Genomic DNA, 21,137 nt, shown 5'->3' with positions numbered 1-21,137 from the left:
TTGGTAGAACGCATACCGGAGCAGGCTTAGCAGCCGAGGCGGGGTCAATCACCCCCTACAGGAATGTTCAAGAGGTATAACAAATGCAAGCTATTCCGATGACTTTACGTGGTGCCGAAAAACTGCGCGAAGAGCTGGATTTTCTGAAATCTGTGCGCCGTCCTGAAATCATCGCCGCTATCGCGGAAGCGCGTGAGCATGGCGACCTGAAAGAGAATGCCGAGTATCACGCTGCGCGTGAACAGCAGGGTTTCTGCGAAGGACGTATCAAGGATATCGAGGCGAAGCTGTCGAATGCGCAGGTGATCGATGTGACGAAGATGCCGAACAACGGACGTGTTGTTTTCGGCGCAACGGTAACTGTTCTGAATCTCGATAACGATGAAGAGCAGACCTGGCGTATTGTCGGCGATGACGAAGCGGATTTTAAACAGAACCTGATTTCCGTGAATTCACCTATCGCGCGCGGCCTGGTTGGCAAAGAGCAGGATGACGTCGTGACCATCAAAACGCCTGGCGGCGAAGTGGAATACGAAGTGATTAAGGTGGAATACCTGTAAGAATTACCCAATACTCAAGATGTTGATGTATTGTAAAGAAAGGAAAAAGGCCGCTATGCGGCCTTTTATCAACGAAGAGAGCGTGGCATTTTGCTCTCCTGCTTGCGGAAAACCCCTCGTTTTACACAGATTTTGTGTTCGACTTTAGGATATTCTTAGCGTGGCAGCGAGATTTTACGTTCTTTAGTTGGGCGATAAAGTACCAGCGTTTTACCGATGACCTGTACGTTACAGGCGCCGGTTTCGCGTACGATAGCTTCCACGATCAAGGTTTTGGTTTCGCGATCTTCCGAGGCGATCTTCACCTTGATAAGTTCATGGTGCTCTAACGCTTGTTCAATCTCGGCCAGTACCCCTTCGGTCAAACCATTGTTGCCAAGCATAACTACCGGCTTGAGCGGATGTGCCAGACCTTTCAGGTGCTGTTTTTGTTTAGTACTCAGATTCATCGTATATTTTTGCTTACGTTGGGATTGAAAACGGGTCATTCTACCGCCATCTCCCATATATCACCAAATGAGCGCGTAAAAATTTACGCTACGGGTAACGATGAATTGCCCCGATGGGAAAGTTAAATGACAGGTAAAAAGCGTTCTGCCAGCTCGAGTCGCTGGCTTCAGGAACACTTTAGCGATAAATATGTTCAACAGGCGCAGAAAAAGGGGTTACGTTCCCGTGCCTGGTTTAAACTTGATGAAATACAGCAAAGTGACAAACTTTTTAAGCCGGGGATGACAGTTGTCGACCTCGGTGCTGCGCCAGGAGGCTGGTCACAGTATGTGGTCACGCAGATTGGCGGCAAAGGCCGTATCATCGCTTGCGATCTTTTACCTATGGATCCTATCGTTGGTGTGGACTTTCTTCAGGGCGATTTTCGTGATGAACTTGTTATGAAAGCGCTGCTGGAACGCGTGGGTGACAGTAAAGTACAAGTTGTCATGTCAGATATGGCACCAAACATGAGCGGAACACCGGCGGTGGATATCCCCCGCGCCATGTATCTGGTGGAACTGGCGTTAGAAATGTGTCGTGATGTGCTGGCGCCAGGTGGAAGTTTTGTAGTGAAGGTGTTCCAGGGCGAAGGTTTCGATGAGTACCTAAGGGAAATTCGCTCCCTGTTTACGAAGGTTAAAGTTCGTAAGCCGGACTCTTCGCGTGCGCGTTCACGCGAAGTGTATATTGTAGCGACCGGGCGAAAACCATAACCGGGGGATTTCAGACGAAAGTTTGAAAGAAGCTGGATATAGAGTATCCTGACGCTGTTTTTAACACAGTTGTAATAAGAGGTTAATCCCTTGAGTGACATGGCGAAAAACCTAATACTCTGGCTGGTCATTGCCGTTGTGCTGATGTCAGTATTCCAGAGCTTTGGGCCCAGCGAGTCTAATGGCCGTAAGGTGGATTACTCTACCTTCCTGCAAGAGGTCAACCAGGACCAGGTTCGTGAAGCGCGTATCAACGGACGTGAGATCAACGTTACCAAGAAAGATAGTAACCGTTACACGACCTACATTCCGGTTAACGATCCGAAGCTGCTTGATAACCTGCTGACCAAAAACGTCAAGGTTGTTGGCGAACCACCTGAAGAGCCGAGCCTGCTGGCTTCAATCTTTATTTCCTGGTTCCCGATGCTGTTGCTGATCGGCGTCTGGATCTTCTTCATGCGTCAGATGCAGGGCGGCGGTGGCAAAGGCGCCATGTCGTTCGGTAAGAGTAAAGCGCGCATGCTGACGGAAGATCAGATCAAAACCACTTTTGCCGATGTCGCAGGTTGTGACGAAGCGAAAGAAGAAGTGGCTGAGCTGGTCGAGTATCTGCGTGAACCAAGCCGCTTCCAGAAACTGGGCGGTAAAATCCCGAAAGGCGTCCTGATGGTCGGCCCTCCGGGTACGGGTAAAACCCTGCTGGCGAAAGCTATCGCAGGCGAAGCGAAAGTCCCGTTCTTTACGATTTCCGGTTCTGACTTTGTCGAAATGTTCGTCGGTGTTGGCGCATCTCGTGTGCGTGACATGTTCGAGCAGGCTAAGAAAGCGGCGCCGTGCATTATCTTCATCGATGAAATCGACGCCGTAGGCCGCCAGCGTGGCGCGGGTCTGGGCGGCGGTCATGATGAACGTGAACAGACATTGAACCAGATGCTGGTTGAAATGGACGGCTTCGAAGGTAACGAAGGTATCATCGTTATCGCGGCGACTAACCGTCCAGACGTACTTGACCCTGCGCTGCTGCGTCCTGGCCGTTTCGACCGTCAGGTCGTGGTAGGTCTGCCAGACGTGCGTGGTCGTGAGCAGATCCTGAAAGTGCATATGCGTCGCGTACCGCTGGCGCCGGATATCGATGCGGCAATCATCGCACGCGGCACGCCGGGCTTCTCTGGCGCCGATCTGGCGAACCTTGTGAACGAAGCGGCGCTGTTTGCTGCCCGTGGCAACAAGCGTGTGGTATCCATGGTTGAGTTCGAGAAAGCGAAAGACAAAATCATGATGGGTGCGGAACGCCGCTCCATGGTGATGACGGAAGCGCAGAAAGAATCTACCGCTTACCACGAAGCAGGCCATGCGATTATTGGTCGCCTTGTTCCTGAGCACGATCCGGTGCATAAAGTGACGATTATTCCGCGCGGTCGTGCGCTGGGTGTGACCTTCTTCCTGCCTGAAGGCGACGCGATTAGCGCCAGCCGTCAGAAACTGGAAAGCCAGATCTCCACGCTGTACGGCGGTCGTCTGGCGGAAGAGATCATCTATGGCGTAGAGCATGTTTCTACTGGTGCGTCGAACGACATTAAAGTCGCGACTAACCTGGCGCGTAACATGGTCACCCAGTGGGGCTTCTCCGATAAGCTCGGTCCGCTGCTGTATGCAGAGGAAGAGGGTGAAGTGTTCCTGGGACGTAGCGTCGCGAAAGCCAAACACATGTCTGATGAAACCGCGCGTATCATCGACCAGGAAGTGAAAGCGCTGATTGAACGTAACTACAATCGTGCTCGTCAGATCCTGAATGACAATATGGACATCCTGCATGCAATGAAAGATGCGCTCATGAAGTATGAGACCATCGATGCGCCGCAGATTGATGACCTGATGGCGCGCCGCGAAGTTCGCCCGCCGGCTGGCTGGGAAGATCCGAACGGCACCAACAACTCTGACAACAATGGCACGCCTCGTGCGCCGCGCCCGGTTGATGAACCGCGTACGCCGAACCCAGGCAACACCATGTCAGAGCAGTTAGGCGACAAATAAGTTATCTGTTATTGATGACTCTGCTTCACCGAAACCCTGGGGCTTGCTCCGGGGTTTTTTATATTTGAAATAATATCAGAAGGATTAGCTATGAAACTCTTCGCCCAGGGCTCCACGCTGGATCTCTCTCACCCACACGTAATGGGCATCCTGAACGTCACGCCGGATTCTTTCTCCGATGGCGGGACGCACAATACGCTGGTGGAGGCGGTGAAGCACGCTAATCTGATGATTAACGCCGGAGCGACGATTATTGATGTCGGCGGCGAATCAACGCGACCGGGTGCGGCGGATGTCAGCGTTGAAGAAGAACTGGAACGCGTGATCCCGGTAGTTGAGTCCATCGCCCAGCGTTTTGAGGTATGGATTTCAGTGGATACCTCAAAACCGGAGGTAATTCGGGAATCGGCAAGAGTGGGCGCTCACATCATCAACGACATTCGCTCTCTCTCTGAACCGGGCGCGCTTGAGGCGGCGGCTGAGACTGGTTTACCGGTCTGCCTGATGCATATGCAAGGGCAGCCTAAAACAATGCAGGAAGCGCCAAAGTACGAAGACGTTTTTGCGGAGGTCAATCGCTACTTTATTGACCAAATAGCACGCTGTGAAAGGGCTGGCATCGCAAAAGAGAAATTGTTGCTCGACCCGGGATTCGGTTTCGGTAAAAATCTCTCCCATAACTATACGTTACTGGCACGTCTGGCGGAGTTCCATCATTTTAACCTGCCGCTGCTGGTGGGAATGTCACGTAAATCGATGATTGGTCAGTTGCTCAACGTCGGGCCCTCCGATCGTTTGAGTGGGAGCCTGGCGTGTGCGGTTATCGCCGCAATGCAGGGGGCGCATATCATTCGTGTCCATGACGTTAAAGAAACCGTAGAAGCGATGCGTGTGGTAGAAGCCACTCTGTCTGCAAAGGAAAATAAACGCTATGAGTAATCGTAAATATTTTGGCACCGATGGGATCCGTGGTCGTGTAGGCGATGCGCCCATTACTCCTGACTTTGTGCTTAAGCTGGGCTGGGCCGCAGGGAAAGTGCTGGCGCGTCATGGTTCACGTAAAATCATTATCGGTAAAGACACGCGTATTTCTGGCTATATGCTGGAGTCTGCGCTGGAAGCCGGTCTGGCGGCGGCGGGATTGTCTGCCTCTTTTACCGGCCCGATGCCGACGCCTGCGGTGGCTTACCTGACCCGAACCTTCCGTGCAGAGGCCGGGATCGTTATCTCCGCTTCGCATAACCCGTTTTATGACAACGGGATTAAATTCTTCTCCATTGACGGCACCAAACTGCCTGATGAAGTTGAAGAGGCTATTGAAGCAGAGATGGAAAAAGAGATCACCTGCGTGGATTCCTCAGAGCTGGGTAAAGCCAGCCGTATTGTGGATGCTGCGGGGCGCTACATTGAGTTCTGCAAAGGTACGTTCCCGAACGAACTGAGCCTGAATGAGCTGAAGATTGTTGTGGATTGCGCCAACGGCGCGACCTATCACATTGCACCGAACGTCCTGCGTGAATTGGGTGCGAATGTCATTGCGATTGGCTGTGAGCCGAACGGCGTCAATATTAATGAAGAAGTCGGCGCTACGGACGTGCGTGCGCTACAGGCGCGCGTGATCGCGGAGAAAGCCGATTTAGGGATCGCGCTGGACGGCGACGGCGATCGCGTGATCATGGTTGACCATGAAGGGAATAAAGTCGATGGCGATCAGATCATGTATATCATCGCCCGCGAAGGTTTGCGTCAGGGTCAACTGCGCGGTGGCGCAGTCGGTACGCTGATGAGCAACATGGGCCTGGAGCTGGCGTTGAAACAGCTGGGCATTCCGTTTGCGCGTGCTAAAGTTGGCGACCGCTACGTGCTGGAAAAACTGCAAGAAAAAGGCTGGCGTATTGGGGCGGAAAACTCCGGCCACGTTATTCTGCTGGATAAAACCACCACCGGTGACGGTATTGTCGCGGGGCTACAGGTTCTGGCGGCGATGGTGCGTAACCACATGAGTCTGCACGATTTGTGCAGCGGCATGAAAATGTTCCCGCAGATTCTGGTTAACGTACGTTATGCAGCCGGTAGCGGCGATCCGCTGGAGAATGACAACGTTAAGGCGGTGACGGCGGAAGTCGAAGCGGCGCTGGGAAATCGTGGTCGCGTGCTGCTGCGTAAGTCCGGTACTGAACCGTTAATTCGCGTAATGGTAGAAGGCGAGGATGAAGCACAGGTTACTGAGTTTGCTCATCGTATTGCGGATGCCGTAAAAGCGGTTTAATCCTGGTGATAAGTGACTAAAAAGGCGGCGTTTGCTGCCTTTTTGTTGCAGGAAAAAGACCTTTTTGCTGTTTTTTTCCGCAGTTGATACAATGCACTAAAATTGCCCTTGCGAAGGTCATTCGCTTTGGTTAGTATTCACACCCGCTTCAGTGGGAAACAGTAAATTATCCCGCTTTATTGGTTGAAGCATTGGTATGCGGCAACTCCGCAAGGAACAGGTTGATTATGTACGAAGCTCTTTTGGTAGTTTTCCTTATTGTGGCAATTGGCCTGGTAGGCTTGATCATGCTACAGCAAGGTAAAGGCGCTGATATGGGAGCCTCCTTTGGAGCAGGCGCTTCCGCTACGCTGTTTGGTTCAAGTGGTTCTGGTAACTTCATGACCCGTATGACGGCTGTGCTGGCAACGCTGTTCTTCATCATCAGTCTGGCGCTGGGCAATATCAACAGCAACAAGACCAATAAAGGAAGTGAGTGGGAAAATCTGAGCGCTCCGGCAAAAACCGAGCAGACTCAGCCAGTTGCACCGGCACAGCCGAGCAGCGATATCCCACACTAAGATTTCCGTGCCGAGGTGGTGGAATTGGTAGACACGCTACCTTGAGGTGGTAGTGCCCAATAGGGCTTACGGGTTCAAGTCCCGTCCTCGGTACCAATATTCCGAAAGAAAGACGCTGAAAAGCGTCTTTTTTTTCGTCTGTATCTCGCGGGGGTTATAGACTTTGTTTTTGTCGGTTGGATAAGGCGTTTACGCCGCCATCCGACATGTTACGTAATGTGCCTGATGGCACTTTGTTTATCAGGCCTACACCGCCCAAAAAAGGCCGCTTACGCGGCCTTTAATCGTTGTCCGTTAACTTACTTGCCTTTGTTTTCCAGATTCTCAACCTGCGGCAAACCCGTAGCGGAAGAGGCGGAAAGCAGGCCTGACTGCGCATAACCAAACAGTTTTTCACGCGTATCGGTGATATCCAGGTTGCGCATCGTCAACTGACCGATACGGTCATCCGGCGAGAACACGGAGTCTCCTTTTTCCATCGTCAGACGCTCTGGTTTGTAGGTCAGATTGTCAGAGACGGTATTCAGGATCGAATAGTCGTTACCACGACGCAGCTCCAGCGTGACTTCACCGGTAATCTGGCTGGCCACCCAACGTTGCAGACCGTCACGCAGCATCAGCGCCTGGGAGTCAAACCAGCGGCCCTGATACAGCAGTCGGCCTAACTGACGGCCATGCGCATGATACTGCTCGATCGTGTCTTCGTTGTGGATGCCGGTCAGCAGACGCTCGTAGGCAATATGCAGCAGCGCCATCCCCGGCGCTTCATAGATACCCCGGCTCTTCGCTTCGATGATACGGTTCTCAATCTGATCGCTCATACCCAGACCGTGACGGCCGCCGATACGGTTGGCTTCCAGCATCAGTTCAACATCATCGCTGAAGGTCTTACCGTTCAACGCGACAGGATGCCCCTGTTCAAAGCGCACGGTAACTTCTTCCGCCGGGATTTTCACGTTTTCATCCCAGAACTTGACGCCCATGATTGGATTGACGATCTTGACGCTGGAGTTCAGGAATTCCAGATCTTTGGCTTCATGGGTCGCGCCGAGCATGTTGGAGTCAGTGGAATAGGCCTTTTCGACGGACATCTTGTAGTCGAAACCGCAGGCAATCATAAACTCGGACATCTCATGACGACCGCCCAGCTCATCAATAAAGTCGGTATCCAGCCACGGTTTGTAAATCTGTAGCTCCGCGTTGGTCAACAGGCCGTAACGGTAGAAACGCTCGATGTCGTTTCCTTTATAGGTACTGCCGTCGCCCCAGATGTTAACACCATCTTCCTTCATCGCGGCGACCAGCATCGTGCCGGTAACGGCGCGGCCCAGCGGCGTGGTGTTGAAATAGGTCAGTCCGCCGGTGGTGTTATGGAAAGCGCCGCACTGGATCGCGGCGATCCCTTCGGCAACCAGCTGTTTACGGCAATCAATCAGGCGAGCGTTCTCTGCGCCGTATTCCATTGCGCGACGAGGAATGGCGTCATAGTCATCCTCATCCGGCTGACCCAGATTCGCAGTATATGCATAAGGGACAGCGCCTTTTTGTCGCATCCACAGCAGCGCAGCACTGGTGTCCAGGCCGCCGGAAAAAGCGATACCAATACGTTGACCTACCGGAAGATGCTTGAGAATCGTCGTCATAAATAAAACCCTGCTTGATAGACTGATGAAGAGATCGGCTTTCTGCTCTCAGTGCATTTTTATGCAAAATAAGTGAGTTTTCATTTAATCATCTTTTACGGATGACAGGAAGAGTTTAGTGATAATTTCGTTAAAAAACGGTATGGGGTGGCTTCTTTCCTGACTGGTACGGTTTCTTAACGGAGGCCGGGTTAGTATTCATTCATGTGCATATTATTAACGCGGTTGACATATCGCATATTGAATCAATATAATACGCGCAGATTTTACGTCCCGTCCTCGGTACCAAATCCCAGCAGTATTTGCATCTTTTACCCAAAGCGAGTAAAATTTGCCACGTTTCAGGCGCGGGGTGGAGCAGCCTGGTAGCTCGTCGGGCTCATAACCCGAAGGTCGTCGGTTCAAATCCGGCCCCCGCAACCACTTTCCCTTAGAGTTCTTTTTCAAATATACTGTGAAGACTTAGGCCTTCGTAGCTGGATTTGAAAAAAATTCTTTCGGAAGGTTCTCCAGACCGCAGTTGCGGTTATAGGGTTCAGTTATCTAAAGCCCCGATTTATCGGGGTTTTTTGTTATCTGACTACAGAATAACTGGGCTTTAGGCCCTTTTTTTATGTCTTGGGGGTGGGCTTGTCCACATTAGAGCAAAAATTAACAGAGATGATTACAGCGCCAGTTGAAGCCTTAGGTTACGAACTGGTCGGCATCGAATTTATTCGCGGTCGCACATCCACACTGCGCATCTATATTGATAGTGAAGATGGCATCAATGTTGATGATTGTGCTGATGTGAGTCACCAGGTGAGCGCGGTGCTGGATGTCGAAGATCCCATCACTGTGGCATACAACCTGGAAGTCTCCTCGCCAGGTCTCGACCGTCCTATGTTCACGGCTGAGCACTACGCGCGTTTCCTGGGTGAAGAAGTGACGCTGGTACTTCGTATGGCGGTACAAAACCGTCGTAAATGGCAGGGCGTTATCAAAGCGGTTGACGGTGAAATGATCACTGTCACAGTCGAAGGTAAAGATGAAGTGTTCGCGCTGAGTAATATCCAGAAGGCGAACCTGGTTCCCCACTTTTAATAGTCTGGATTGAGGTGAAAAGCCCGCGATGAACAAAGAAATTTTGGCCGTTGTTGAAGCCGTTTCCAATGAGAAAGCGCTGCCACGCGAGAAGATTTTTGAAGCGCTGGAAAGTGCGCTGGCTACAGCAACGAAGAAAAAATACGAACAAGAGATCGATGTTCGCGTACAAATCGATCGTAAAAGCGGTGATTTCGATACCTTCCGTCGTTGGTTAATCGTAGAAGAAGTCACGCTGCCGACAAAAGAAATTACGCTGGAAGCTGCGCGTTTTGAAGACGAAAGCCTGAACCTGGGCGACTACGTTGAAGATCAGATTGAATCTGTCACCTTTGACCGTATCACCACCCAGACGGCAAAACAGGTTATCGTACAGAAAGTACGTGAAGCCGAGCGTGCGATGGTGGTCGATCAGTTCCGCGAGCACGAAGGCGAAATCATCACCGGCGTGGTGAAGAAAGTAAACCGCGACAACATCTCTTTGGATCTGGGCAGCAATGCTGAAGCCGTGATCCTGCGTGAAGATATGCTGCCGCGCGAAAACTTCCGTCCTGGCGACCGTATTCGTGGCGTTCTGTACTCCGTTCGCCCGGAAGCGCGCGGTGCGCAACTGTTTGTGACGCGTTCCAAACCGGAAATGCTGATCGAGCTGTTCCGTATTGAAGTACCGGAAATCGGCGAAGAAGTCATTGAGATTAAAGCGGCGGCCCGCGATCCGGGTTCCCGTGCGAAAATCGCGGTGAAAACCAACGACAAGCGTATCGATCCGGTCGGCGCCTGTGTGGGTATGCGTGGTGCGCGCGTTCAGGCCGTTTCTACTGAACTGGGCGGCGAGCGTATCGATATCGTCCTGTGGGATGATAACCCGGCGCAGTTCGTGATTAACGCGATGGCGCCAGCAGACGTCGCTTCTATCGTGGTGGATGAAGATAAACACACCATGGATATCGCTGTTGAAGCCGGTAACCTGGCTCAGGCGATCGGACGTAATGGTCAGAACGTCCGTCTGGCTGCGCAACTGAGCGGCTGGGAACTTAACGTGATGACGGTTGATGACTTGCAGGCTAAGCATCAGGCTGAAGCACATGCAGCTATCGATACCTTCACCAAATATCTCGATATTGATGAAGAGTTCGCAACCGTACTGGTTGAAGAAGGCTTCGCGACGCTGGAAGAACTGGCCTACGTGCCAATGAAAGAACTGCTGGAAATCGACGGGCTGGATGAACCGACCGTTGAAGCGCTGCGCGAGCGTGCCAAAAACGCACTGACCACTCTGGCACTGGCCCAGGAAGAAAGCCTTGGTGATAACAAACCGTCTGACGATCTGCTGAATCTGGAAGGATTGGGTCGCGACCTGGCATTCAAACTGGCTGCCCGTGGTGTTTGTACGCTGGAAGATCTCGCTGAGCAGGGCATTGATGATCTGGCTGATATCGAAGGGTTGACCGACGAAAAAGCCGGTGAGCTGATTATGGCTGCCCGTAATATTTGCTGGTTCGGCGACGAAGCGTAATAAACTGTAGCAGGAAGGAACAGCATGACAGATGTAACCGTAAAAGCGCTGGCCGCAGAGATACAGACCTCCGTGGATCGCCTGGTACAGCAATTCGCTGATGCCGGTATCCCGAAGTCTGCTGATGACTCTGTGTCCGCACAAGAAAAACAGACTTTACTGGCTCACCTGAATCGTGAAAATGGTTCAGGGCCGGATAAGTTGACGCTGCAACGTAAAACGCGCAGCACGTTGAATATTCCAGGTACCGGTGGAAAAAGTAAATCGGTACAAATCGAAGTCCGCAAGAAACGCACCTTTGTGAAACGCGATCCGCAAGAGACAGAACGTCTCGCTGCGGAAGAGCAGGCGCAGCGTGAAGCGGAAGAGCAAGCCCGTCGTGAGGCAGAAGAAACAGCCAAACGCGAGGCGCAACAAAAAGCTGACCGTGAGGCCGCAGAACAAGCTAAACGTGACGCCGCTGAAAAAGCGAAACGTGAAGCTGCGGAAAAAGACAAAGTGAGCAATCAACAGACTGACGATATGACCAAAACCGCCCAGGCCGAAAAAGCCCGCCGTGAAAATGAAGCAGCAGAGCTGAAGCGTAAAGCGGAAGAAGAAGCGCGTCGCAAACTTGAAGAAGAAGCGCGTCGCGTAGCAGAAGAAGCTCGCCGCATGGCGGAAGAGAACAAATGGACTGATAACGCGGAGCCGACTGAAGACACCAGCGATTATCACGTTACCACGTCTCAACACGCCCGCCAGGCCGAAGACGAAAACGACCGTGAAGTTGAAGGCGGCCGTGGTCGTAGTCGCAATGCGAAAGCAGCGCGTCCGGCGAAAAAAGGCAACAAACACTCTGAATCGAAAGCCGATCGTGAAGAAGCCCGTGCGGCCGTTCGCGGCGGTAAAGGCGGTAAAAACCGTAAAGGTTCTGCTCTGCAACAGAGCTTCCAGAAACCGGTTCAGGCTGTTAACCGTGACGTTGTGATTGGTGAAACCATCACAGTTGGCGAGCTGGCGAACAAGATGGCGGTAAAAGGCTCTCAGGTCATCAAAGCGATGATGAAGCTGGGCGCGATGGCAACCATCAACCAGGTCATCGACCAGGAAACCGCACAGCTGGTTGCTGAAGAGATGGGCCACAAAGTTATCCTGCGTCGTGAAAACGAGCTGGAAGAAGCGGTAATGAGCGACCGTGATACAGGTGCGGCGGCAGAACCGCGTGCTCCGGTTGTGACCATCATGGGCCACGTTGACCACGGTAAAACCTCTCTGCTGGACTACATTCGTTCAACGAAAGTTGCCTCTGGCGAAGCGGGCGGCATTACCCAGCACATCGGTGCTTACCACGTTGAAACCGACAACGGTATGATCACCTTCCTGGATACCCCGGGTCACGCCGCGTTTACCTCTATGCGTGCTCGTGGTGCGCAGGCAACGGATATCGTTGTTCTGGTTGTGGCGGCAGACGACGGCGTGATGCCGCAGACCATCGAAGCTATCCAGCACGCGAAAGCGGCGGGTGTGCCGGTTGTGGTTGCGGTGAACAAGATCGATAAGCCAGAAGCCGATCCGGATCGTGTTAAAAACGAACTGTCCCAGTACGGCATCCTGCCGGAAGAGTGGGGCGGCGAAAGCCAGTTCGTCCACGTATCTGCAAAAGCGGGTACCGGCATCGACGAACTGCTGGATGCAATCCTGTTGCAGGCTGAAGTCCTCGAATTGAAAGCAGTTCGTAAAGGCATGGCGAGCGGCGCGGTAATCGAATCCTTCCTGGATAAAGGTCGTGGTCCGGTTGCAACCGTCCTGGTTCGTGAAGGTACGCTGAACAAAGGCGACATCGTCCTGTGCGGCTTCGAATATGGCCGCGTTCGTGCAATGCGTAACGAACTGGGTCAGGAAGTACTGGAAGCGGGTCCGTCCATTCCGGTTGAGATCCTGGGTCTGTCCGGTGTTCCGGCTGCCGGTGATGAAGTGACCGTGGTTCGTGACGAGAAGAAAGCCCGTGAAGTTGCGCTGTATCGTCAGGGTAAATTCCGTGAAGTTAAACTGGCGCGTCAGCAGAAATCTAAACTTGAGAACATGTTCGCTAACATGACCGAAGGCGAAGTTCATGAAGTGAACATCGTATTGAAAGCGGACGTTCAGGGCTCTGTGGAAGCGATCTCCGACTCTTTACTGAAACTGTCTACCGACGAAGTGAAAGTGAAGATCATCGGTTCCGGCGTAGGTGGTATCACCGAAACCGACGCAACCCTGGCTGCTGCATCCAACGCGATCCTGGTTGGCTTCAACGTGCGTGCCGATGCCTCTGCGCGTAAAGTGATTGAAGCGGAAAGCCTGGATCTGCGCTACTACTCCGTCATCTATAACCTGATCGACGAAGTGAAAGCGGCAATGAGCGGCATGCTGTCTCCAGAACTGAAACAGCAGATCATTGGTCTGGCTGAAGTCCGTGACGTGTTCAAATCACCGAAATTTGGCGCTGTCGCAGGCTGTATGGTTACTGAAGGTACGATTAAACGCCACAACCCGATCCGCGTACTGCGCGACAACGTGGTTATCTACGAAGGCGAGCTGGAATCCCTGCGCCGCTTCAAAGATGACGTTAACGAAGTCCGTAACGGCATGGAATGTGGTATCGGCGTTAAGAACTACAACGACGTTCGCGTTGGCGATATGATCGAAGTGTTCGAGATCATCGAGATCCAACGTACCATCGCGTAATCTTCGTCGTCTTTCGGGCCGCCACTGCGTTGGCTACGTGCGTTCACCCCGGTCACATAGTTATCTATGCTCCCGGGGATTCACACCCTTGCCGCCTTGTTGCAACCCAAAATACTTAGAAGATTGTTTTGCGTAGGCCGGGTAAGCGAAGCGCCACCCGGCATGAAATTTAAAAAGGGGCTTTTGGCCCCTTTTTTGTCTTTATTCTGGAGAATTTATTATGGCGAAAGAATTTGGTCGCCCGCAGCGCGTAGCCCAGGAAATGCAAAAAGAGATCGCTATCATCCTGCAACGCGAAATTAAAGATCCGCGTCTTGGCATGATGACCACCGTTTCCGGTGTGGAGATGTCCCGCGATCTGGCCTATGCCAAAGTGTATGTCACCTTTCTGAACGACAAAGATGAAGACGCGGTAAAAGCGGGCATCAAAGCGTTGCAGGAAGCGTCTGGCTTTATCCGTACCCTGCTGGGGAAAGCGATGCGTCTGCGTATCGTGCCGGAACTGACCTTCTTCTACGACAACTCGCTGGTTGAAGGGATGCGTATGTCTAACCTGGTGACTAACGTGGTGAAACATGACGAAGAACGTCGTGTGAACCCGGACGACAGCAAGGAGGACTAATGAGTCGTCCTCGTCGTCGTGGTCGCGACATTCACGGTGTCCTGCTGCTGGATAAGCCGCAGGGCATGTCCAGCAATGACGTCTTGCAGAAAGTAAAACGCATCTATAACGCCAACCGTGCCGGACATACCGGCGCGCTGGACCCGCTGGCGACGGGCATGTTGCCCATCTGCCTTGGGGAAGCGACAAAGTTTTCGCAGTATCTGCTGGATTCTGACAAACGTTACCGCGTGATTGCCCGCCTGGGGCAGCGTACCGACACCTCCGATGCCGATGGTCAAATCGTGCAGGAACGTCCGGTGACCTTCAGCGCAGAGCAGTTAGCTGCCGCGCTGGAGACGTTCCGTGGCGATATCGAGCAGATTCCATCGATGTATTCGGCGCTGAAGTATCAGGGCAAGAAGCTCTACGAATATGCGCGTCAGGGGATTGAAGTTCCCCGTGAAGCCCGCCCGATTACCGTTTACGAACTGCTGTTTATTCGCCATGAAGGGGATGAACTGGAGCTGGAGGTTCACTGCTCGAAGGGCACCTACATTCGCACCATTATCGATGATTTGGGTGAGAAACTTGGGTGTGGCGCGCATGTGATCTTCCTGCGACGTCTGGCGGTCAGTAAATATCCGGTTGACCGTATGGTCACGCTGGAACAGCTACGTGAGCTTGTTGAACAGGCGGAACGGCAGGATATTCCGGCTGCGCAACTGTTAGATCCGCTGCTGATGCCGATGGACAGTCCGGCTTCGGACTATCCAGTTGTCAATCTTCCTTTAACGTCATCGGTTTACTTTAAAAACGGTAACCCGGTACGGACGACAGGCGTGCCGCTTGAAGGGCTGGTTCGCGTGACGGAAGGTGATGACGAAAAATTTATTGGCATGGGTGAAATCGACGATGAAGGCCGTGTGGCGCCTCGTCGGTTAGTGGTTGAGTACCCGGCGTAATGCTGCTCCGTCTTGCGATAACAGGACGCTACGAGTAGAATACCGCCGCTTAACGTCACGTAAATTTTTTAACAAGTTCGCGCGGCGTTTACATGGGGTCGCTGAATTAGAGATTGGCACCCTTTCATTCTTTATTATTTTTGGAGTTCATCATGTCTCTAAGCGTTGAAGCTAAAGCTAAAATCGTTTCTGAGTTTGGTCGTGGTACTAACGACAGCGGTTCTACCGAAGTTCAGGTTGCTCTGCTGACTGCACAGATTAACCACCTGCAGGGCCACTTTGCAGAGCACAAAAAAGATCACCACAGCCGTCGTGGTCTGCTGCGCATGGTTTCTCAGCGTCGTAAACTGCTCGACTACCTGAAACGTAAAGATGTTGCACGTTACACCGCGCTGATCGAGCGTCTGGGTCTGCGTCGCTAATTCTTGCGAGTTTCAGAAAGAGGGGGCCTTCATGGCCCCTTTTTTCAACCAGACGGCAGCAATTCACTGGAAACTAATGTATTGTTGCTATGGATGATCTTCCGTTGCAGAGGTTCGCGCGGCTAATGAGAGGCTTCACCCAAAGAGCATGGGTTAGGGTTGTCATTAGTCGCGAGGATGCGCAGAAGATCGGGTATTAACGATGGCGCCTGAGTGTGCCGTCAAAAATTAAGAAAGGGTATTATTTTGCTTAATCCGATCGTTCGTAAATTCCAGTACGGTCAGCATACCGTTACGCTGGAAACTGGCATGATGGCGCGTCAGGCAACTGCCGCCGTTATGGTAAGCATGGATGACACTGCGGTATTCGTTACCGTTGTTGGTCAGAAAAAAGCGAAGCCGGGCCAGGATTTCTTCCCGCTGACCGTTAACTATCAGGAGCGTACTTACGCTGCTGGCCGTATCCCAGGTAGCTTCTTCCGTCGTGAAGGCCGTCCGAGCGAAGGCGAAACCCTGATCGCGCGTCTGATTGACCGCCCGGTTCGTCCGCTGTTCCCGGAAGGCTTCGTTAACGAAGTTCAGGTTATCGCAACCGTCGTTTCCGTTAACCCGCAGGTTAACCCGGATATCGTCGCGATGATCGGTGCTTCCGCCGCGCTGTCTCTGTCCGGCATTCCGTTCAACGGCCCGATTGGCGCCGCGCGTGTTGGTTATATCAATGACCAGTATGTACTGAACCCGACTCAGGACGAACTGAAAGAAAGTAAGCTGGACCTGGTGGTTGCCGGTACTGAAGCGGCTGTTCTGATGGTTGAATCCGAAGCAGAACTGCTGAGCGAAGACACCATGCTGGGCGCCGTGGTATTCGGCCACGAGCAGCAGCAGATTGTGATTCAGAACATCAACGATCTGGTGAAAGAAGCGGGCAAACCGCGTTGGGACTGGCAGCCGGAAGCGGTAAACGAAGCGCTGAACGCGCGCGTTGCTGCGCTGGCCGAAGCTCGCCTGAGCGACGCTTACCGTATCACCGACAAACAGGAGCGTTATGCTCAGGTTGACGTGATCAAATCTGAAACCATCGCTGCGCTGGTTGCAGAAGACGAAACCCTGGACGAAAACGAACTGGGCGAAATCCTGCACGCTATCGAGAAAAACGTTGTTCGTAGCCGCGTACTGGCCGGCGAGCCGCGTATTGATGGCCGTGAAAAAGACATGATCCGTGGCCTGGACGTGCGTACTGGCGTGCTGCCGCGTACTCACGGTTCCGCGCTGTTCACTCGTGGCGAAACGCAGGCGCTGGTCACGGCGACGCTGGGTACCGCTCGTGACGCGCAGGTTCTTGATGAACTGATGGGCGAACGCACTGACAGCTTCCTGTTCCACTACAACTTCCCTCCGTACTCCGTTGGCGAAACCGGCATGGTCGGTTCTCCGAAGCGTCGTGAAATTGGTCACGGTCGTCTGGCGAAGCGCGGCGTTCTGGCAGTTATGCCGGAAATGGACAAATTCCCGTACACCGTTCGCGTGGTGTCTGAAATCACCGAATCCAACGGGTCTTCCTCTATGGCTTCCGTGTGTGGCGCTTCCCTGGCGCTGATGGACGCAGGCGTGCCGATTAAAGCGGCCGTTGCGGGTATCGCGATGGGTCTGGTGAAAGAAGGCGACAACTTTGTTGTTCTGTCTGACATCCTGGGCGACGAAGACCACCTGGGCGATATGGACTTCAAAGTGGCGGGTTCCCGCGACGGTATCTCTGCGTTGCAGATGGATATCAAAATTGAAGGTATCACCAAAGAGATCATGCAGGTTGCGCTGAACCAGGCAAAAGGTGCGCGTCTGCACATCCTGGGCGTGATGGAACAGGCGATCAACGCGCCGCGTGGCGACATTTCTCAGTTCGCTCCGCGTATCCACACCATCAAGATCAACCCGGACAAGATCAAAGACGTTATCGGTAAGGGCGGTTCTGTTATCCGTGCTCTGACCGAAGAAACCGGCACCACCATCGAAATCGAAGATGACGGTACGGTGAAGATCGCGGCGACCGACGGCGAAAAAGCGAAACATGCTATCCGTCGTATCGAAGAGATCACTGCGGAAATCGAAGTGGGCCGTATCTACAATGGTAAAGTGACCCGCATCGTTGACTTTGGCGCGTTTGTTGCCATTGGCGGCGGTAAAGAAGGTCTGGTACACATCTCTCAGATCGCTGACAAGCGCGTAGAGAAAGTGACCGATTACCTGCAAATGGGTCAGGAAGTACCGGTTAAAGTTCTGGAAGTTGATCGCCAGGGCCGCGTACGTCTGAGCATTAAAGAAGCAACTGAGCAGTCTCAACCAGCTGCTGCGCCGGAAGCTCCGGCAGCAGAACAGGGCGAGTAAGGTTGCCATTTGCCCTCCGCTTTGGCGGAGGGCCTTTGACCCGGCAGGACGCCTTGTCAGCAACCGGGGAACAGGACGTTCATTCAATCGTTGTCTTCGGGAGTGGGAAATGAAGCCTTTTTTGCGCTGGTGTTTCGTTGCGACAGCACTCACGCTGGCAGGATGCAGCAACTCTGCCTGGCGTAAGAGTGAAGTCCTCGCGGTGCCATTGCAACCGACTTTGCAGCAGGAAGTGATTCTGGCACGCATGGAACAAATTCTTGCCAGTCGGGCTTTAACCGATGACGAACGCGCACAGCTTTTATATGAGCGCGGAGTGTTGTATGATAGTCTGGGTCTGAGGGCATTAGCGCGAAATGATTTTTCACAAGCGCTGGCAATCCGACCGGATATGCCTGAAGTATTCAATTACTTAGGCATTTATTTAACGCAGGCAGGCAATTTTGATGCTGCCTATGAAGCGTTTGATTCTGTACTTGAGCTTGATCCAACTTACAACTACGCGTACTTAAATCGCGGTATCGCATTGTATTACGGCGGTCGCGACAAGTTAGCGCAAGATGATCTGCTGGCGTTTTATCAAGACGATCCCAATGATCCTTTCCGCAGCCTGTGGCTTTATCTCGCTGAGCAGAAGCTCGATGAGAAGCAGGCGAAAGAAGCGTTAAAGCAACGCTTCGAGAAATCGGATAAAGAACAATGGGGATGGAACATTGTCGAGTTCTACCTGGGCAACATTAGCGAAGCAACGCTGATGGAACGCCTGAAGGCGGACGCAACGGATAACACCTCGCTCGCTGAGCATCTCAGTGAAACCAACTTCTATTTAGGTAAGTATTACCTAAGTCTGGGGGATTTGGACAACGCTACGGCATTGTTCAAACTGGCGGTGGCTAACAACGTTCATAACTTTGTTGAGCACCGATACGCATTGTTGGAATTATCGCTCCTGGGCCAGGACCAAGATGACCTGGCAGAATCGGACCAGCAATAGCTGACGTACACATCAGCCCGTAATCTTTTTGATTGCCATCACCTTCACGGGTGAGGGCGTTGTTGTTCGTTAATACACCTACTTTGAGCCGGTTCACACTTTTCAATGAAAATTGCAGATCAATTTCATGATGAGTTATGTAGACTGGCCGCCATTAATTTTGAGGCACACGTACTACATGGCTGAATTCGAAACCACTTTTGCAGATCTGGGCCTGAAGGCTCCTATCCTTGACGCCCTTAACGATCTGGGTTACGAAAAACCATCTCCAATCCAGGCAGAGTGCATCCCGCATCTGCTGGGCGGTCGCGATGTTCTGGGTATGGCCCAGACCGGTAGCGGCAAAACCGCAGCGTTCTCCTTACCGCTGCTTAACAATCTTGATCCTGAGCTGAAGGCACCTCAGATTCTGGTGCTGGCACCGACCCGCGAACTGGCGGTTCAGGTTGCTGAAGCCATGACGGATTTCTCTAAACATATGCGCGGCGTGAACGTGGTTGCCCTGTACGGCGGCCAGCGTTATGACGTGCAGTTACGCGCCCTGCGTCAAGGGCCGCAGATCGTTGTCGGTACGCCGGGACGTCTGCTTGATCACTTAAAACGCGGCACGCTGGATCTCTCTAAACTGAGCGGTCTGGTGCTGGACGAAGCCGACGAAATGCTGCGTATGGGCTTCATCGAAGACGTTGAAACCATCATGGCGCAGATTCCTGAAGGTCATCAGACCGCGCTGTTTTCTGCCACCATGCCGGAAGCGATTCGTCGCATTACCCGCCGCTTTATGAAAGAGCCGCAGGAAGTGCGCATTCAGTCCAGCGTGACCACACGTCCTGACATCAGCCAGAGCTACTGGACTGTCTGGGGCATGCGTAAAAACGAAGCGCTGGTGCGTTTCCTGGAAGCTGAAGATTTTGATGCGGCGATTATCTTCGTTCGTACTAAAAATGCGACCCTGGAAGTGGCTGAAGCGCTGGAGCGTAGCGGTTACAACAGCGCCGCGCTGAATGGCGACATGAACCAGGCGCTGCGTGAGCAGACTCTGGAGCGTCTGAAAGACGGTCGTCTGGATATCCTGATTGCAACTGACGTTGCGGCCCGTGGCCTGGACGTTGAGCGCATCAGCCTGGTTGTAAACTACGATATCCCGATGGACTCCGAGTCTTACGTTCACCGTATCGGCCGTACCGGTCGTGCGGGTCGTGCTGGCCGCGCGCTGCTGTTCGTTGAGAACCGCGAGCGTCGTCTGCTGCGCAACATTGAACGCACCATGAAGCTGACCATCCCGGAAGTGGAACTGCCGAACGCAGAACTGCTGGGTAAACGCCGTCTGGAAAAATTTGCAGCGAAAGTTCAGCAGCAGCTGGAAAGCAGCGATCTGGATCAGTATCGAGCGCTGCTGGCGAAAATCCAGCCGACCGAAGAAGGCGAAGAGCTGGATCTCGAAACGCTGGCTGCCGCACTGCTGAAAATGGCGCAGGGCGAACGCACGCTGATCGTACCGCCGGATGCGCCGATGCGTCCTAAACGTGAATTCCGTGACCGTGATGACCGTGGTCCGCGCGATCGTAACGATCGTGGCCCGCGTGCTGATCGTGGTGACCGTGAAGATCGCCCGCGTCGTGAACGTCGTGACGTTGGCGATATGCAGCTGTACCGCATTGAAGTGGGCCGTGATGACGGTGTTGAAGTGCGTCATATCGTTGGCGCGATTGCTAACGAAGGCGACATCAGCAGCCGTTACATTGGTAACATCAAGCTGTTTGCTTCCCACTCCACCATTGAGCTGCCGAAAGGTATGCCGGGTGAGGTGTTGCAGCACTTTACGCGCACCCGCATCCTGAACAAGCCGATGAACATGCAACTGCTGGGCGATGCGCAACCGCATTCCGGTAACGAGCGTCGTGGCGGTGGTCGTAGCTTCGGTGGCGAGCGTCGTGAAGGCGGTCGTGGTTTTGGCGGCGAACGTCGTGAAGGTGGCCGTGGTGATGGTCGTCGTTTCAGCGGTGAGCGTCGTGAAGGCCGTGCGCCGCGTCGTGACGACTCCACCGGTCGTCGTCGTTTCGGCGGTGATGCGTAATTCACGCTAAATCGCGGTCTCGCACCGTAAAGTAAAATATACAGCCCCGATGATTGCGATCGGGGCTTTTTTTATTCCCTTTGTACTCGCGTACTGGTACAGTGCAACACAATAAAA

Annotated in this window: 18 protein-coding genes and 2 tRNA genes; 18 read left to right on the top strand and 2 right to left on the bottom strand. The window is 53.0% G+C overall.

The annotated features are described in order from the left end of the window. The first annotated feature begins 83 nt into the window (after positions 1-83). Positions 84-560 (top strand): transcription elongation factor GreA, encoded by a 477-nt coding sequence (greA, locus tag OGW17_RS19950; protein WP_012135312.1) that lies wholly within the window; start codon positions 84-86, stop codon positions 558-560. 155 nt (positions 561-715) lie between these two features. On the opposite strand, the gene yhbY is transcribed toward greA, so the two are convergent. Continuing rightward, positions 716-1,009 carry a ribosome assembly RNA-binding protein YhbY gene (gene yhbY, locus OGW17_RS19945; protein ID WP_004139797.1) on the bottom strand — a complete coding sequence of 98 codons (294 nt, stop codon included), beginning with the start codon at positions 1,007-1,009 and terminating at the stop codon, positions 716-718. Between the two features lie 126 nt (positions 1,010-1,135). Between yhbY and rlmE the strand changes: the two genes are divergently transcribed. The 6 genes from rlmE (at position 1,136) to OGW17_RS19915 (ending at position 6,724) form a co-directional block, all read left to right on the top strand. Beyond that, entirely contained in the window at positions 1,136-1,765 is a 630-nt protein-coding gene (rlmE, locus tag OGW17_RS19940) for a 23S rRNA (uridine(2552)-2'-O)-methyltransferase RlmE (RefSeq protein ID WP_000145975.1), read from the top strand. Positions 1,766-1,864: 99 nt separating this feature from the next. Next, positions 1,865-3,799, top strand: coding sequence for an ATP-dependent zinc metalloprotease FtsH (gene ftsH, locus OGW17_RS19935; protein ID WP_012135310.1), 1,935 nt, complete (start codon positions 1,865-1,867; stop codon positions 3,797-3,799). Between the two features lie 90 nt (positions 3,800-3,889). Further along, positions 3,890-4,738: a dihydropteroate synthase gene (folP, locus tag OGW17_RS19930; protein WP_058668151.1), complete on the top strand. Its 849-nt coding sequence runs from the start codon at positions 3,890-3,892 to the stop codon at positions 4,736-4,738. Then, complete coding sequence (glmM, locus tag OGW17_RS19925; RefSeq protein ID WP_012135308.1) at positions 4,731-6,068, top strand: phosphoglucosamine mutase; 1,338 nt, start codon at positions 4,731-4,733, stop codon at positions 6,066-6,068. Before folP ends, glmM begins: the two co-directional genes overlap by 8 nt. Positions 6,069-6,295: 227 nt before the next feature. Further along, the gene (gene secG, locus OGW17_RS19920; RefSeq protein WP_012135307.1) at positions 6,296-6,628 is read left to right on the top strand and encodes a preprotein translocase subunit SecG; all 333 of its coding nucleotides are present in this window, start codon (positions 6,296-6,298) and stop codon (positions 6,626-6,628) included. A 9-nt stretch (positions 6,629-6,637) separates the two neighbouring features. Further along, positions 6,638-6,724, top strand: a tRNA-Leu gene (locus OGW17_RS19915). 203 nt (positions 6,725-6,927) lie between these two features. Here OGW17_RS19915 and argG read toward each other — a convergent pair. Further along, a complete protein-coding gene (gene argG / locus OGW17_RS19910; protein ID WP_012135306.1) occupies positions 6,928-8,271 on the bottom strand; it encodes an argininosuccinate synthase in 1,344 nt (447 codons plus the stop codon). Positions 8,272-8,617: 346 nt separating this feature from the next. Here argG and OGW17_RS19905 point away from each other — a divergent pair. The 11 genes from OGW17_RS19905 to deaD all read left to right on the top strand — a co-directional run bounded on the left by OGW17_RS19905 (position 8,618) and on the right by deaD (position 21,020). Further along, positions 8,618-8,694 (top strand) — tRNA-Met (locus tag OGW17_RS19905). Between the two features lie 207 nt (positions 8,695-8,901). After that, positions 8,902-9,354, top strand: coding sequence for a ribosome maturation factor RimP (rimP, locus tag OGW17_RS19900; RefSeq protein ID WP_012135304.1), 453 nt, complete (start codon positions 8,902-8,904; stop codon positions 9,352-9,354). A gap of 28 nt (positions 9,355-9,382) precedes the next feature. Continuing rightward, positions 9,383-10,870 (top strand): transcription termination factor NusA, encoded by a 1,488-nt coding sequence (gene nusA, locus OGW17_RS19895; protein ID WP_012135303.1) that lies wholly within the window; start codon positions 9,383-9,385, stop codon positions 10,868-10,870. A 24-nt stretch (positions 10,871-10,894) separates the two neighbouring features. Further along, a complete protein-coding gene (gene infB, locus OGW17_RS19890) occupies positions 10,895-13,579 on the top strand; it encodes a translation initiation factor IF-2 (protein ID WP_012135301.1) in 2,685 nt (894 codons plus the stop codon). Between the two features lie 220 nt (positions 13,580-13,799). Continuing rightward, positions 13,800-14,201: a 30S ribosome-binding factor RbfA gene (rbfA, locus tag OGW17_RS19885; protein ID WP_001040203.1), complete on the top strand. Its 402-nt coding sequence runs from the start codon at positions 13,800-13,802 to the stop codon at positions 14,199-14,201. Further along, positions 14,201-15,145, top strand: coding sequence for a tRNA pseudouridine(55) synthase TruB (gene truB, locus OGW17_RS19880; protein WP_012135299.1), 945 nt, complete (start codon positions 14,201-14,203; stop codon positions 15,143-15,145). The genes rbfA and truB overlap by 1 nt, the downstream gene beginning before the upstream one ends. Before the next feature lie 152 nt (positions 15,146-15,297). After that, positions 15,298-15,567 carry a 30S ribosomal protein S15 gene (rpsO, locus tag OGW17_RS19875; protein ID WP_003861789.1) on the top strand — a complete coding sequence of 90 codons (270 nt, stop codon included), beginning with the start codon at positions 15,298-15,300 and terminating at the stop codon, positions 15,565-15,567. A gap of 246 nt (positions 15,568-15,813) precedes the next feature. Further along, positions 15,814-17,949: a polyribonucleotide nucleotidyltransferase gene (pnp, locus tag OGW17_RS19870; RefSeq protein WP_047461008.1), complete on the top strand. Its 2,136-nt coding sequence runs from the start codon at positions 15,814-15,816 to the stop codon at positions 17,947-17,949. Positions 17,950-18,058: 109 nt separating this feature from the next. Beyond that, complete coding sequence (gene nlpI / locus OGW17_RS19865) at positions 18,059-18,943, top strand: lipoprotein NlpI (RefSeq protein ID WP_012135296.1); 885 nt, start codon at positions 18,059-18,061, stop codon at positions 18,941-18,943. Positions 18,944-19,048: 105 nt separating this feature from the next. Beyond that, positions 19,049-19,129: a protein YrbN gene (gene yrbN, locus OGW17_RS19860; RefSeq protein WP_010723222.1), complete on the top strand. Its 81-nt coding sequence runs from the start codon at positions 19,049-19,051 to the stop codon at positions 19,127-19,129. Further along, positions 19,122-21,020, top strand: a complete 1,899-nt coding sequence (deaD, locus tag OGW17_RS19855) for an ATP-dependent RNA helicase DeaD (RefSeq protein ID WP_024130983.1) — start codon at positions 19,122-19,124, stop codon at positions 21,018-21,020. Before yrbN ends, deaD begins: the two co-directional genes overlap by 8 nt. Positions 21,021-21,137: the final 117 nt, after the last annotated feature.

This window comes from Citrobacter sp. CK181, assembly GCF_030333595.1.
GTDB classification, from domain to species: domain Bacteria; phylum Pseudomonadota; class Gammaproteobacteria; order Enterobacterales; family Enterobacteriaceae; genus Citrobacter_B; species Citrobacter_B koseri.
This window is presented reverse-complemented; position numbering and strand designations above follow the sequence as displayed.

Bases quoted from the DNA above. Each gene is read 5' to 3' on its own strand.
- greA (WP_012135312.1), top strand. From the start codon at position 84: ATGCAAGCTATTCCGATGACTTTACGTGGTGCCGAAAAACTGCGCGAA.
- yhbY (WP_004139797.1), bottom strand. From the start codon at position 1,009: ATGAATCTGAGTACTAAACAAAAACAGCACCTGAAAGGTCTGGCACAT.
- rlmE (WP_000145975.1), top strand. From the start codon at position 1,136: ATGACAGGTAAAAAGCGTTCTGCCAGCTCGAGTCGCTGGCTTCAGGAA.
- ftsH (WP_012135310.1), top strand. From the start codon at position 1,865: ATGGCGAAAAACCTAATACTCTGGCTGGTCATTGCCGTTGTGCTGATG.
- folP (WP_058668151.1), top strand. From the start codon at position 3,890: ATGAAACTCTTCGCCCAGGGCTCCACGCTGGATCTCTCTCACCCACAC.
- glmM (WP_012135308.1), top strand. From the start codon at position 4,731: ATGAGTAATCGTAAATATTTTGGCACCGATGGGATCCGTGGTCGTGTA.
- secG (WP_012135307.1), top strand. From the start codon at position 6,296: ATGTACGAAGCTCTTTTGGTAGTTTTCCTTATTGTGGCAATTGGCCTG.
- argG (WP_012135306.1), bottom strand. From the start codon at position 8,271: ATGACGACGATTCTCAAGCATCTTCCGGTAGGTCAACGTATTGGTATC.
- nusA (WP_012135303.1), top strand. From the start codon at position 9,383: ATGAACAAAGAAATTTTGGCCGTTGTTGAAGCCGTTTCCAATGAGAAA.
- infB (WP_012135301.1), top strand. From the start codon at position 10,895: ATGACAGATGTAACCGTAAAAGCGCTGGCCGCAGAGATACAGACCTCC.
- rbfA (WP_001040203.1), top strand. From the start codon at position 13,800: ATGGCGAAAGAATTTGGTCGCCCGCAGCGCGTAGCCCAGGAAATGCAA.
- truB (WP_012135299.1), top strand. From the start codon at position 14,201: ATGAGTCGTCCTCGTCGTCGTGGTCGCGACATTCACGGTGTCCTGCTG.
- rpsO (WP_003861789.1), top strand. From the start codon at position 15,298: ATGTCTCTAAGCGTTGAAGCTAAAGCTAAAATCGTTTCTGAGTTTGGT.
- nlpI (WP_012135296.1), top strand. From the start codon at position 18,059: ATGAAGCCTTTTTTGCGCTGGTGTTTCGTTGCGACAGCACTCACGCTG.
- yrbN (WP_010723222.1), top strand. From the start codon at position 19,049: ATGAAAATTGCAGATCAATTTCATGATGAGTTATGTAGACTGGCCGCC.
- deaD (WP_024130983.1), top strand. From the start codon at position 19,122: ATGGCTGAATTCGAAACCACTTTTGCAGATCTGGGCCTGAAGGCTCCT.